We start from the raw sequence: 15,127 nt of genomic DNA, 5'->3' as shown, positions 1-15,127 counted from the left end.
TTATGACGTACATGCTTGTTTCCGTTTAACGTACAAAAGAGAAGCGAAATTATTCGCTTCTCTTTTGTTTGCGTGTTAAATAGATAACCCCTCCTATGAATAAAAGGAATACAACACCAATAAAACCTATAAACATCCAGTTAAGACCTGTATCCGTTTCTACAACAAATACTTCTGCTGTTTCTCTATCAAGACCTATTTTATGTTCACCATTATCTTCTTCCAGTACAATGTTATCCCCAAGGTGACCACGAAGTCTCGTCCCTGATTCGATATCACTAACAGACACTGCCTGTAATACCGTATCATTATTGATCGCTATATAGATTTCCTCATCTTCATATGTTCGTTTAAACACACTCATGGCTCCACTAGTTCCAACTTGTTCAAAATCACCATATTTTAAAGCAGGAAATTGAGTTCTGAGGGACGAAATACGTGAATGGAACTCATTAAGTTCATCGCTACCTGCGTTAAATTGAACAAGTTGTTGTACTTCTGCAGTATCTGTTCCGTACATTGGCATTTCAGATCCTTGGAAAATCACAGGGACACCAGGTGTTGTGTACATATATGTTAATGCTAAACTCCATGTCGTCAAATCATTACGGCCATTCTCTGCAAACATCTGGGAAAAGCGCTTTGTATCCTTGCTATCTACATACAATAAATCGGAATAACTCCCACTTTCTTCCCACGTTTCATAAATGGCAGAAACAGGGTTTCCTTCTTCGGCAAATACTTCAGTCATCGACTCAAAAAGATCCTGATTTTCAATCATATCGATTTCGGTAATTTCTTTTAATTGTTCAGAAGCTTGATCCGTATCTAAAATATCACCCAACAAATAAAAATTTTCATCTATTTCTTTTATTTGTGCTGTAAAGCTCTCTAAAAAGCTAAAGGACGATTGATCAACTGCATGAAGTTCAAATCCATCAATATCAGTTTCTTCCATCCAAAACCTCGCCACATCCATTAAAAAGGCTTCTACTTCAGGGTTATCCTGATTCAATACAGCCACATTATCTGCCCAGTCTGCTGTTACATCATTCCCCTCTTGTATCCAGTCCTCTCTTTCTGGGTCGTCAACAATCGAATGACTTGATCCAACATAATTTGTGACAAACTCCATTACAACCTTCATATCTCTTTTATGTGCTTCATCTATTAATTCATGGAAATCTTCCATCTCACCAAATTGTTCCTCGACACTGTAAAAGTCTTCAATCCAGTAACCATGATATCCATCAAGGGCATTTTCCATAATTGGTGAGAGCGATATGGTTGTCACGCCTAGTTCCTGAATATCATCCAACCTGTTTATGATCCCTTGTAAATCTCCGCCATGATAAGCATAAGGATCATCGATTCTGACCTGTTCATTTCGCTCAAAGTCGCCATTATTAAAGCGGTCCACTACTATATTATAAATAATCTCTTCCTCTAATTGTCGATCCTCTTGTGCTGATGAATCGATAGACGTCACATTATAAAGAAAAAATCCGATAATAATAAGCATAAATGCCATTCTTTTCATATAAAACCTTCCTCCACATCATTATAATCATCCTTATTCTATTATTAACCTATCCTAAAAATAGTCAATGAAAACTCCCATATTGTTGAAAATACTTCATAATTTCACCTTAGCCCGCACTTATGCAGCTAGGAAAGCTTTAAACCTCCCTAGCTGCTAAAGAAAAGGGATGCCTCTTTAATTGGAGGCACCCCTGTTCATATTCACTGGTTTTTTTAAGGTAAAAACCCACCTGGCAATCGCCCAAAACCTAATGCTATTGTGATTACTATCGCAATTATGGCTTGAATCCACCAAATTTTCGTAGATTCACGTCTTGTCATTTTTACTAAGATCATTTCCATGGCGAGAACTGCCCAAATACCTGCAATTCCTTTAAAGACGGCTTCACCTATCATGCCACCGCCAGTAAAGTAATTAAACAATAAGTCTACGCCTGAAAATAAAATTAACAAATAAATTAATCGTAAGACCATGTGGACGATCTTTGCACCTTTAGCTTTACCTTGTTTATGTAATACATAAGCTACAGCAAACAAAATAAACGCAAGAACCCATGAAGTCACATGCAAATGCGTATTCATATGTACTCCTCCTCATTTTAAAATTAATATGAACATAGTAGTATTTCATTATGGAATTTCATACTTTGTCTATCATACCATGATTTAATTTTCATATGAAAGTTATTTGAACTTATAGGGGGTATTAAACTTGAAAAACTGTTATACTAAATAAGGATTGCATTTAAATCGGAGGGATATTATGTCGGATTCTAGTCAAGCAATTATTGATCAAACACAGGAATACGGTGCGAGAAATTACCACCCACTACCAGTTGTTATAGCTAACGCAGAGGGTGTATGGGTAGAAGATCCAGAAGGTAATCGCTATATGGATATGCTAAGCGCCTATTCAGCTGTAAACCAGGGTCACCGTCATCCGAAAATAATTAAAGCTTTAAAAGATCAAGCTGATGCCGTTACACTAACCTCACGGGCTTTTCATAATGACCAGTTAGGACCGTGGTTTGAAAAAATATGTAAACTAACAAACAAAGAAATGGCTTTACCAGTTAATACAGGTGCAGAAGCAGTCGAAACAGCCATTAAAACAGCTCGCCGCTGGGCATATGATGTAAAAGGCGTGAGCGAAAATAAAGCTGAAATTATTGCCTGTGAAGGTAATTTTCACGGTAGAACAATGACAGCTGTATCCTTATCATCAGAAGCTGAATATCAGCGTGGTTTTGGACCAATGCTTCCTGGAATTAAAATTATCCCTTATGGTGATATTGAAGCATTAAAAGGAGCAATCAATGAAAACACTGCAGGTTTCCTGTTCGAACCAATTCAAGGTGAAGCTGGAATTGTTATGCCACCTGAAGGATTCTTGAAGGAAGCTTATGATGTTTGTGCAGAAAATAATGTATTATACATGGCTGACGAGATTCAAGCAGGCCTAGGACGTAGTGGAAAAATGTTCGCCAACGACTGGGAGAATGTAACACCTGACATCCTCATTCTAGGTAAAGCTCTAGGTGGCGGTGTATTCCCAATTTCATGCATCTTAGCAAATAAATCTATTCTTGGTGTTATTAATCCAGGGTCTCATGGATCAACATTTGGAGGAAACCCACTTGCTTGTGCTGTCTCTCTGGCATCACTTGAGGTTCTTGAAGAAGAAAATTTAACAGACCGTTCCTTGGAACTTGGAAATTATATGATGGATGAATTGAGGAAAATTGATAATCCAATCATTAAAGAAATCCGTGGAAAAGGACTATTTATCGGTGTCGAGCTAACGGAAGCAGCGCGCCCATATTGTGAATTATTAAAAGAAAAAGGTTTACTATGTAAGGAAACACATGAAAGTGTCATTCGTTTTGCTCCCCCGCTCATTATTGAAAAAGAAGACTTGGACTGGGCAATCGGCCATATTAAAGAAGTTCTAAAAGGTTAAGAATACCAAATTTTTACAACCACTCCGCAATTGGAGTGGTTGCTTTTAAATGGTAACGAATAATAACAAAGAGACACCCTTAATTGCCAGATGCCTCTTAAATTTCACCTTATTCATATTCCGATTCATCGATAAAAAGCAGTTGTATAAAATAAATGATAATACATACTGCCAAAGCTATAAATCCCCAACCAAGCGTTTTCTGTTCAACAATTAAATAATTATTGCACAGCTGACTTTCTGAAAAGACGTACAATATTCCCATGAAACCAAACATAATACTAAAACTTACATAAATTACATTTTTACCAAATCCCCCTAATTTTCTCCAACTGTCACGCAACGGTACGCCAGCCAAAAATGGTAGACTAATAAACTTAAATACCTGTACAGCCTGTATGGTCAGCGCTTCATCCATTGTACGTGGGAACATCCAGTAAATCATTATGATCGTAAAAAGAAGAATTCCAGGTACGCCATTCTGATTCCATTTTTCAAATAAACGAGGAAATTTCTTTTGGAGAAACGGAGTCATTAAAAGACCCGCAATAATTAGTAGAGGCATTTGCATATGCATATGAAAGCTCATAATCGACTCTAATAATGTAACGACAGGAGGGAGCATCAAGAAAACATACAACAGTAATCCATAGATTGCTTGTTTCATAACTATCCATCCCTTTCCCTATCGAGGATTGATGTTACTTTTTCTGCAGCATTTTCAATTTTCGTATAATCCATCACATCAACTAACGTACCAGTAGGATCTACTAGATAAAAAGCAGAATTATGTGTAAAGTGCCCATCCCCATCCGGAATAACTGTTACACCGAACTCATCCAATAAATAATCCAGTTCATTCTGGTTATTGATTCTTGCCATTCGCCAGGTTTCTCCATCACTATTAAAGTAATTTCTATATTTATCCAAGGTTTCTGGGTCGTCATTGGTTGGATCAAAACTAATACTTAAAAAGATAATGTCTTCCCCAATATACTCACTTGGAACCTTATCATAAACTTGCGTCAAGTTCATTTCTAATTCAAGACATACATCTGTACAAGCTGTATAAATAAAGGTTAACATAACATATTTATTTTCAAATTCTGAAATAGGGTATACCCGTTCCTCACTATCTTCCAATGTTACATCTGGAAATTCTGGCTTCTCTTCTATTAACTCATTTGTTCTTGCAGTCTCAGCAGTATAGGCCTCGAAACCGTCCGTTCCTATATAAAAAAGCACAACTCCGAATATCAATATTGCAATAATTGCTACCGTATTATGTTTATTTTTCATCATGGAGATCACTCCCCTAATTTTTGATCATTGCTATATTTAGATAAAAGAGATAGCCACACAACGTCTAGCTATCTCTTTATTTCTAGTTATTACCATGTTCTAAATGGTGGTGAACCTGGAGGTGCATTAAATATGAGGTCAACGATAGGTACGAGATACCCCATCGAAATAACCGCTATCGCCAGCACAACCCAAAGCCCCCAGCGTTCCGTCCATTTTGGTGTTGGAGACGCACCATCCTCCGGTTCCGCAATAGGGAACGCTGTATCTCCTTTAGGTGCTTTAAACATGAGATGGAAAACAATATAAATCATTAGTCCTCCACCTATAAATAAGAGTGTTCCTCCAATTGCTAAAAAGAACAAGTAGGGATCCCAGCTTAATGCTGTTGCATTGTCCCCATATGTGGTGTAGGAAGTTCTGCGTGGTGAACCTAAGAGTCCTACCCAGTGCATTGCTCCTGACATAAACAGCATACCGACCGCCCAAGTAATCGTTTGGATGATACCTAGTTTATTTATTTTAGGTGTAAGTTCACGCTTCGATAAATAAGGTATTAACCAATACATGATTCCAAAGAAGGTCAATACAACTGTCGTTCCAACTGTTAAATGGAAATGCCCTGTTACCCATAGAGTATTATGAACAACTTGGTTTAATTGATTATTAGTTTGAGCAATTCCGCCTGCTCCAGCTGGAATAAATGCAATCATGGCAATCATTGGTGCTAAGAATCGAACGTCGCCCCATGGTAATTTTTTAACCCAGCCAAACAGTCCCTTTGCACCTTTTTTCCTTCCAGTACGCTCAAATACAGCGAACATGGCAAATGCCGTCATTAAAGATGGAAATGCGATTGATAGACTCATAAACACATGCATGAATTTCAGGCCCTCAGTAAACCCAGGGTCAATGATCTGATGGTGAAACCCACCAGGCACGTTTAAGATAACTAATAAAACAACGACAACTCGAGTTAGTGTATCGCTAAACAATCTTCCGCCGATAATTCTTGGTACGATAACATACCATGCTGAAATTGCTGTGAAATACCAAACGTTTACCAGCGTGTGTCCAAAGCTCCAAAATAATGTGCGGCTAAGCATGACGTTAACCGTCTCTGTCCAACCAAAAGCCCAAGGAATTAGTGTTAAAACTTCAATCGTAACACCAATTGACCCAAAGAATAGTAGAAGGAATGCGCCTACTGCAAAGAATGCAAGTAATGGTAAATGCTCACCCTTATTTCGCTTCTTCCAGCTCGCTGCGCTTGTAAATACACCAATCGTAGCTGCCCAAACACCTAGAACAATAAATACGAGGCCGATATAGAACCAAGGAGATGCTTGCATTGGTGGGTAAAACGTATATAGAACAGTCGCCTCATCCATAACAATGGTTGTCACAACGAAGGCAGTTCCTATAAGCATCAATCCTAATGCAGTCCATCCCATTTTACGGACTACAGGAATAAGTCCACCAAGCGTATGGGACAAAGCTGCGTAAAAATAGCCAACCATGAATAATGCAGTAAATATGAGAATTAAAAGTATTCCGTGTGCTGTCAGTACCTGATAGTAATTAAACCAGGCAGGCAATTCCAACAATCCTGCACGATTAAGTCCCTGCAAAAGTCCTAAAGTCCCTCCGATAAACAATATAATAAATGCTAGTGAAAAATAGGTTAGCGTAAGGCGTGCATCATCCGGATTCACACCTAAAGCTTTATTTGTCTTTTCTTTAAACACTTTTTTTGCTGCCATTTCCATCGTTTTTTCCTCCCTTCATTACTTAACTGTAATCGTTGTACTCATCATCTCGTGAGCTGCGCCACAATATTCATTACATAACACCAAGTATTCACCAGGTTCATCAAATGTTTCCGTTATGGTTTGAATATGTCCAGGTACAACCATCGCATTTGCATTTGTTCCTGCAATTTGAAAACCATGTATAACGTCTTTTGAAGTCATTGTAAACGTAACTTCAGCACCTACAGGTAATTCAATGTCACTTGGCGTGAAGCTAAATGCTTGTAACGTCATAACAACTTCGTATTCATTTTCTCCTACTTCAAAAACGCCAGGGTTATCAAATGGTTCCGTTTCATCTACTTTTTGCGGATCAATGGTTTCCATCTCACTTGGTGGCCCCATTCCTTGTGCAAATGTTTGATAACCAGTAACTACCATTGAAAGAACTAGAACTCCAACACTTAGAATAAGCCAAATTTCTTCATATCGATTCATTCTCATATGATTACCTCCCCTATAGTCGAATCATGTAAATCACAAATAGTAAGAGCATAAAAACTAATATTCCTCCACCTACAAATACTAATGAGGAAAACAATGCCCCCTTTAATGATTCAATTTGTTCATTATTTATATTTTCTTCAGGTATCTTAACTTGCTTTTCTGCCATTGCAATCACCCTCCTTTTAACTTACTTCCATCATACGTTGATACCAGATTCATAGGTGTGATACAAATCACGTGTGGCTGTGATTTTACTAACAGGATTAAAGCTCTTTTTCGATTCGTGCTTTTCATTTCATTTGAACTATAAATCATCGTTTATCCCTGTAATTGCGCTTGTTTTCACGTTTATTATGCTTACCACCTTCTTTGCGTGTTTATGATTTATGCTTGTTCCTGTCATTATTAATTATGTATAAATTTTGAACACCTTTATTGCAGCTTAAAAAAATGGCTAGTTTCTAAAAGATTGGGACTGCGGTTACTCCCACTGAAAAGAATTATTGTTTTGACACAATATCTATCGAAGACGACGTAACTACTGTTTGCTATAAATATTTGCTATAAACGCCGTTCGGGATCACTCTGGGCGGATGCTTTCCGTAGCGAACCCCTGCTCTCAACCAGCATTTGTAAAAGAATTGTCACTGAGTCGTCTTTTATATCAACTCCGAAGAATTAAAAGCAACAAAGGTTTTCGGTGGGACGAGTAAGCGCAGTCCCAGTACTTACAAAAAAAGTCTAAAAAAAGATCAACCTTCTTTATAAGAAAGTTGATCTTTAATTTGTTAGTATCATTCGTTCAATGGAACGTTGATAACTAATTGACTATCAAAGAAATATAAATAGGTTGCTTTCACTGGTTGCTTCCAAATTTGCTCAACTGCATCTCGATACAGCTCCATTTGTGTTCCGTACTTCTTTGCTAGTTTTTCTTTTGTTTTGTCGGTAACTGCTTCATTTATTGCATCTGTTTTATAATCAATAATAATCCATCCGTCATCTTGTGGAATGATGCAATCAATGACACCTTGAATTAACACGTTCTCATCTTTTTGACCTGTCCACGATGCATAAACTTCACTTGCTGGCAGTGACAAGCTGAACGGGACTTCACGATTGATAGCAGGTACCCCCATCATAAGCGTTGCAATACTTGTAGAGAAAAATTCTTCAATCGCTGCCACATTTACGATGTCAGCTTCTTGTTTCGTAATGACCTCTTTTTCGACCAAAGCCTCCACATTCTCTTCAATCTCAGCTTGATTTAATGGCTTAACCATTGGTAAATGTTGCATGACAGTATGCATTGCTGTACCTTTTTCAGCAGAAGTAATCCTTTTTTCCTTTTGCATAAAATTAGGTCGTTTAACAATCGGTGCTTGAAATGTCTGGACAAGTTGATCCGCACTATATTCATCCTTCACCTCACGCTGACGTTTAATTTCCGTCACCGTTTGCTTTGCCCTGGACCTGGCGGCTTCTTCAAACGGATATTCAAAGGATAGACGATCATTAACCGTCTGATCCAACACCTCATCATATACGTCCACAGGTTCCCATTTTGTAATGGTTTCGTTCAGCTGTAATTCAGCATCTTCCGTGGTCTCTTCCAAATTCGTTAGCTCACTACCGTGGATAATTTTGACATCCCATTCAGACGGATCAACTTGTATCTCATCTAATACAGCATCATTTATTTCTTCTGTCCGTAATGCACTATTTTTCTTATGGCGAATTAAGGCCGGTCCTACCCAATCCAAGTAAGTCTTTGACTCCATTCGATAATGAGCTGGTAAAACCCACTCGGTATGATCAATCATCTTTTGCCATTTCTCCTGTTTTTTCTCAAATGAAGGAACATTTGCTACCATGATCAGCTTTTCTTTTGCTCGGGTCAAGGCTACATATAAGACGCGCATCTCTTCTGCCAGCATCTCGCGTGTTTTTTCATTCTTCAAAGCATGGTAAAACAAGGTTGGATACGTAATTCGTTTAACTGGATCGATGTATTTACTGGCAAATCCTAAATCTTTATGCAATAAATACTTCTTTCTCACATCCTGAAAGTTAAATTCCTTATCAATAGCTCCCATTATCACAACTGGGAATTCAAGCCCTTTACTTTTATGAATCGTCATAATCCGAACAACATCTTCCTGCTCACTTAGCGCCCTCGCTGATCCAAGGTCATCTCCACGCTCTTCCATTCGTTCAATGAAGCGAAGGAAACGGAACAAACCTCTAAATGATGTCGTTTCATAACCTCTCGCACGATCATAAAGTGCACGCAAATTTGCCTGACGTTGTCGACCTCCTGGCATACCTCCAACAAAATCATAATAACCTGTCTCGCGATAGATTTCCCAAATCAACTCTGATAAAGCGCCTTGCCGGGATGCTAAGCGAAAAGCTTCCAGTCGTTTGAGAAACGCATCCACCTTATCGGCTGTCGTTCCGTTGTTTTGTTGCTTAAACTTCTTCAGTGCATCATAAAAAGCATGCTGTTTATCTGCAAGACGGATTAATGCTAAATCTTCCTCGTTTAAACCAACAATAGGTGAGCGCAGTACAGAAGCAAGTGGAATATCCTGCCTCGGGTTATCAATAACCTTCAACAAGCTAATCATAATCTTTACTTCAATTGCTTCAAAATATCCAGTGGAGAGTTCAGCATATACTGGTATGCTCTGTTTTTTTAATTCATCAACAATGGTCGGAGCCCACGACATAGATCGTAATAAAATAACCACATCACGATACTGCATATCTCGTTGCGTCTGCGTTCCTTTATCAACGACTTGAAGGGGTGGCTTCTCTTTTTGTCCTATCCAACTTTTAATTTTCTCTGCATAGGCCCTGGCTTCCAGTTGCGCTTTCTCTAAATCTTGATAATCCTCATCTCCACCGGATCCTTCCTCTTCTTCCGCTTCTCGGTCAATGATTAGCAGTTCAGGATTTGGCTCATCGTATGGTAGGTCATCATATGTTTTATTTGCATAAATTAACTCCGCATCTGCATCATAATTAATCTCTCCTAATTCTTCATCAAGAATTTGACGAAAAATATAGTTTGCACCAATTAACACATGCTCCCTGCTCCGAAAATTACTTGCTAAGTCAACCCGTTTTGCCACATGTTCTTCACGAGCAAAACGTTTATATTTTTCAATAAATAGGGATGGCTCTGCATGTCGAAAGCGATAAATACTTTGCTTCACATCCCCAACCATAAATCTGTTTCCAGGTCCAATTTGATCACTTATTAATGTTAAAATAGTTTCTTGCACCATGTTCGTATCCTGATATTCATCTATTAATAATTCACTGAACTGTTTCTTAAATTGATTGGCAACAGCTGAAGGAACCGTTTCTTCAACTGTTGCGGATTCATCAATAAGTAACTGAAGGCAAAAATGCTCTAGATCCGAGAAGTCAACTAGCGCTTTTTCCCGTTTTTGCTGGGTAAATCGCAATTTAAATTGTTTTACAAGTTCGGTTAATTGCTTGATAACCGGTGCCAATTCACGCATGTCCTCAATATGACTCGTTAAATCACGACTGAACCAGTTCTTCTTCATGTTGTCCCAGCGTTCTTTGTAGCTGTCCCTAAGTGCCTTTACTCTTTTTTTCTTTCCTTCATCACAATCAGTCCGTTTTGATGATAACTTAGCAAAAGAACTCCCAACCATAAATGCTTGTAACTCATTCCAAGAGTCAAGGCGAGCTAATGCCTCTTGCAAGTTTATTAAATCTGAATCTAACGCATCAGCATATTGATAAGGACCGTCACTTTCTTTTGTTAACCTTGAGGCGAGATTCATTTCCTCCTGCATCGCAGTAAGTTGGTTTTTGACTTCGCGCTTGATAATAGAAAGCCAGTATAACTCGGATTCCTGCCAATCTTCTGGCACTTCATAAACACGTGCCAATTGATCAAGCCATTGATCCGGCCATGGATTTTGTACAGCAAACTTATACAAGCCTAAAACTAAATCTTCTACCTCTACATCACTCCGATCACTTGAGAAGCGATCAACAACGGAAAAGAAACTCGCCTGATCTTTTCCCTCCGTCCCATACCATTCCTCAAATAAATCATCGATTACTTCCTGTTTAATCAAATCTGCTTCCATATCATTGGCAATGCGAAAAGCGGGATCTATATCAAGCAAATATGCATATTGCCTAACGACATCCAAACAAAAAGAGTGTAAGGTGGATATGGATGCTTTTTGCAATAAAGCCAGCTGTTTTTTCAAGTGACTGGAAGTTGGAGCTTCTGCTAATGCCTCTTCAAGTGCCATTCCTACACGGGTTCTCATTTCTTGGGCTGCAGCATTTGTAAATGTAACAACAAGTAATGAATCTATATCAACCGGATCATCTTTTTTCAATAGTTTTTGAATAATCCTTTCAACCAATACAGCCGTTTTTCCCGATCCCGCAGCTGCTGCGACAAGCATATCACTGCCATCCATGTAAATGGCTTGTTCTTGTTCCTTCGTCCATTGAACCATTATATCTCCTCCCCACGGAGTCTTTCTAAAATGTCGTCCTCTTTCATATCTGTAAGCTTTCGGTAATTGTTCGTCTCCAAGATCGGATCAAATTGGCAAACGGAATGAAAAGGACAATGTGTACAGGCTACATGCTGCTTATGTTGATATGGATTTAGGTGTATGCCTCCTTCTGTCATGTCAACACCAGCATCCGTCATCAGCTGATGAATATGATTTTGCAAATGAGTGAACGTTGCTTTATCAGCAATTTTGGATGAATTATAAAAGCCACCATTCTTTTTTAAACCTGCCGGCACAATTTGACTTGTACCTGATTCCAATGGTGTATCCATTTGCTTAACAATTTCTTCATTCGATAAGAGCAACCCTTGCATTTTATACTTGCTAAATATATCCTTCTCAATCTCTGCATCGCTCACCTTTTGATTTCTTGATATCATCGGATTATGCACATGAAAATAAAGAACCCCTGCAGGTATTGCGTTTTTACCAAGCCATTGTTCAGAATTAGCTAGTACGACATTCAAATAGGTTAGCATTTGTAATGCCAGCCCATAATAAACTTCGACTAGATTCAACCCCTTCGAACTCGATTTATAATCAATAATTCGCAAAAATAAATCCTCTTCATTTAACGCTTTATCCACACGGTCTATTCGTCCACGAAGCATAAGTTCATATCCGTTTGGTAAGCCAAGCTTAAAGGCGGGGAGTGTTTCATTCTGACCAAATCCGAGTTCTAATCCAACAGGAGTAAAGTTACTTTGTCTTGCCTGTTCACTTAGCACAAAGGCAGCTCTTGCGATAACATCCTGTAATTTCTGTTGAATATATTTATAGCGATTGGAGCTATGCAGTATTTGATGCTGTAAGACTGGCGCTAAATTAACGACCGCTTTCTCCGCATAATTATCCGTATCTTTCCTCGATAGCTGTGCAAATTGCTTTCCGTCTGATTCTATCCACTCCGAAATCTTCTTTAATGCTTCATGAAAAAGCTGTCCGATATCCGGTGCATCTAATTTATATGTTTTTCGTTCATCTAAATTCAAGCTGTATTTTGCAAAATGCTGATACGAGCATCGATAGTACGATTCCAATCTAGAAACACTCGCATTAACCTGTTGTGGATATAATTTCTCTACAGTGTCGGATGATAGATTGTTTGGTTTGTTTTGATAATATAAACTTTGCAAAACGGTATATGTTGTACTGTTTTTCGAATGATGGGCAACGTACCAATTTAATACATGCCACCAAACTTCATTCATTGGATAGCCTTTTCGATGTCGAGCCAATTGAGCTGTTAAAGCAGACCTTGTTTTTAATGGTGTCGTAATAAATCGATCTGCTTCTACTAATTCATCCGGATCCTGCAGTAAAATATGATTCGTGCATACTGGAAATAAGTCCTCGATTCGTTTCATAAGCTGTGATGGCATTTTCGATTTACCTTCCTCATCACTTAAAGGATAGCTTATCCAAATTCGGTCTTTTGCTGCGGTAAATGCAATGTACATATAAAACCAGTCGTCCAATAATTGTTGTTTGCTACTTTCTGCTAACTGCATACCATGTCCCGCTAATAATTCTCGTTCCTGCTCGTTAATCATTCCATCTACAGCAGGCTTCAATGGCCATACACCATCATTAACTCCAAGTAAAAATGAGCATTTCACCCCGCTTAGTCTAGAATGCTCAACGGTACCAACAATGACATGATCAATACTTGGCGGAACATGCGCAAAACTTAATGTTTCAAAACCAGCATCCAACGTTGTCCGAAATGTTGATAGTTTCATTTTTTCTTCGCCTGCCATCTCGACCATTTCGTCAAATAGTTGAATGATGGCATTCCAAGCTTGTTCCTGTTCTCGTCCTTTTTCAATTTCACCTTGTTCATCATAGAGCTCTCGTGTCTGTTCTAAACGTTTTGGAACGTTAATCGTTTCAAGTAACGTATAGGTCACTTCACATAATTCCTCAACGGTGCTAGCATTTCTTATTTGTTCATCAAAAGGTTGCAGGATATGGACCACTTGATCCCGGTACTTGTTGATTCGCTGTTGTATTTCTATTTCCGAGTCGGTTTGTGCTGCCTGATCAAAGCCGCGAAAACGCTGAAAAACCCATTCTTGTTCACCAATCCAACTCCCTCTCGAACGAATTCCATATTCAAGCACATAATTCTCCAGTTCATCAATCGCATCATTAGTTAACGGAAAATCAGGATCTGTTGGGGGTATAAACCCGGTTTTCAACAAGCGGAACATGGCATCATACCGCCAATTCCCTTCCACGACATCTAATACAGAACGAATAAACTCGATCAATGAATGGTTCAGCATGGTTCTTTTTTCATCAATGAACACAGGAATATCATAATCATTAAATATTGTATTAATCAAATCATGATACGTATCCGTCTCTCTTATAAAGACAGCGATATCCTGAAAACGATACTTCTCTTCACGAACCAGACGAATAATTTCCTGTGCAGCACCTTCTACTTCTGCGCGTGGATGCACAGCTTCTGCAATGTTAATTGGCACTTCCCCAGCATATGCTGGAGCAGGCCTCGCATCAAAATTACGTTCCAAATGTGCTAGGTATGGTCGATCCCGAAACTTTCCGTTAACCGGATCTAATGTAACTGGTTCTTCTATATTAATTTGATTTTCACGAGCAATTTCCGATAGAACCTGGTAAGTTTGCATTGTCTGGTAAAATAAATCCAGCTCCGAAACTCCTCTATCTTCTTCGTGATCGACCGTTAACGTAATCGTTACACGTTTGCATTTTTTCATTAATGCCTCAACTACAATAAGCTCTTTCGGTGTAAACCCGTGAAACCCATCAAAATATATTTCAGCATTATCAAGTAGGGCTGACTCCTCAATTTTAGTGGCCAAAAGCTGCAACTGATCTTCACTGTCGATATATTTATCATCAAGTGCGAATACCAATTTTTCATATATATAGGCCAAATCATCTAACTTTTCGGCTAATGCCTCTTCGCCAGGATTTTTATGTACATACTGTTTTATTTGTTCTATTTGCGTTTGTAGCGTGTCCGGTGTTACATCATACCGCTTAAATTCTGTTATCATGTTTTCCAATTGATCCAGGAATCCCTGCTTTTCCATTGCCTTTTGAAAAACACGCCAATCTCCCTGTCTTTCCTCGATAATTTTCCGGAGCATCATTTGAATCCCGACTGAACTAATGAATTGCCTTGTTCCACCACCAGTCTCCTGCAGCACCCTCCATGCTAATCGCGAAAAACTGACGACTTGTGCGCGAATGCTCCCCTTTACCTCTTCATCATTAAATAATGCATATTCCTGCTGAAATGTCATTTGATCTGGAACAATATAAAATAGTGGAGGACCTTGTGGATCATCCACTAATTTTTCTTTTATTTCATCCAGAGACCTACCGCTTTTACCTGTCCCTGCTCTTCCCAACAAAAATCGGAGCCCCATCATTTCTCCCCCATTCATTCAATTAGATATAACGGATTGCCTTAGAAACCTTCGCAT

Annotated in this window: 10 protein-coding genes; 1 reads left to right on the top strand and 9 read right to left on the bottom strand. The window is 38.7% G+C overall.

The genetic code is table 11. The features are described 5' to 3' along the window. Window positions 1-49: 49 nt before the first annotated feature. Entirely contained in the window at window positions 50-1,540 is a 1,491-nt protein-coding gene (locus OLD84_RS07220) for an alpha-amylase family glycosyl hydrolase (RefSeq protein ID WP_209462233.1), read from the bottom strand. Between the two features lie 215 nt (window positions 1,541-1,755). Beyond that, window positions 1,756-2,124: a YisL family protein gene (locus OLD84_RS07215; RefSeq protein WP_209462232.1), complete on the bottom strand. Its 369-nt coding sequence runs from the start codon at window positions 2,122-2,124 to the stop codon at window positions 1,756-1,758. 181 nt (window positions 2,125-2,305) lie between these two features. Between OLD84_RS07215 and OLD84_RS07210 the strand changes: the two genes are divergently transcribed. Continuing rightward, on the top strand, window positions 2,306-3,502 hold the full coding sequence (locus OLD84_RS07210; protein WP_209462231.1) for an ornithine--oxo-acid transaminase: 1,197 nt from the start codon (window positions 2,306-2,308) through the stop codon (window positions 3,500-3,502). 109 nt (window positions 3,503-3,611) lie between these two features. Here OLD84_RS07210 and OLD84_RS07205 read toward each other — a convergent pair whose 3' ends face one another. The 7 genes from OLD84_RS07205 to addB all read right to left on the bottom strand — a co-directional run bounded on the left by OLD84_RS07205 (window position 3,612) and on the right by addB (window position 15,070). Then, window positions 3,612-4,169, bottom strand: a complete 558-nt coding sequence (locus OLD84_RS07205) for a hypothetical protein (RefSeq protein ID WP_209462230.1) — start codon at window positions 4,167-4,169, stop codon at window positions 3,612-3,614. 2 nt (window positions 4,170-4,171) lie between these two features. Continuing rightward, window positions 4,172-4,804 carry an SCO family protein gene (locus tag OLD84_RS07200; protein ID WP_209462229.1) on the bottom strand — a complete coding sequence of 211 codons (633 nt, stop codon included), beginning with the start codon at window positions 4,802-4,804 and terminating at the stop codon, window positions 4,172-4,174. An 89-nt stretch (window positions 4,805-4,893) separates the two neighbouring features. Beyond that, window positions 4,894-6,567 (bottom strand): cbb3-type cytochrome c oxidase subunit I, encoded by a 1,674-nt coding sequence (locus tag OLD84_RS07195; protein ID WP_390336715.1) that lies wholly within the window; start codon window positions 6,565-6,567, stop codon window positions 4,894-4,896. A 24-nt stretch (window positions 6,568-6,591) separates the two neighbouring features. After that, complete coding sequence (locus OLD84_RS07190) at window positions 6,592-7,059, bottom strand: cytochrome c oxidase subunit II (protein ID WP_209462227.1); 468 nt, start codon at window positions 7,057-7,059, stop codon at window positions 6,592-6,594. A 13-nt stretch (window positions 7,060-7,072) separates the two neighbouring features. Continuing rightward, window positions 7,073-7,228 (bottom strand): hypothetical protein, encoded by a 156-nt coding sequence (locus OLD84_RS07185; RefSeq protein ID WP_209462226.1) that lies wholly within the window; start codon window positions 7,226-7,228, stop codon window positions 7,073-7,075. Between the two features lie 628 nt (window positions 7,229-7,856). Then, window positions 7,857-11,582, bottom strand: a complete 3,726-nt coding sequence (gene addA / locus OLD84_RS07180) for a helicase-exonuclease AddAB subunit AddA (protein ID WP_209462225.1) — start codon at window positions 11,580-11,582, stop codon at window positions 7,857-7,859. Further along, window positions 11,582-15,070, bottom strand: coding sequence for a helicase-exonuclease AddAB subunit AddB (gene addB, locus OLD84_RS07175; RefSeq protein ID WP_209462377.1), 3,489 nt, complete (start codon window positions 15,068-15,070; stop codon window positions 11,582-11,584). Before addB ends, addA begins: the two co-directional genes overlap by 1 nt. Window positions 15,071-15,127 lie beyond the last annotated feature (57 nt).

The organism is Virgibacillus natechei (assembly GCF_026013645.1).
In the GTDB taxonomy this organism is placed as follows: domain Bacteria; phylum Bacillota; class Bacilli; order Bacillales; family Amphibacillaceae; genus Virgibacillus_L; species Virgibacillus_L natechei.
The sequence above is the reverse complement of the archived record's forward strand: the minus strand, read 5'-3'. Positions and strand labels throughout refer to the sequence as shown.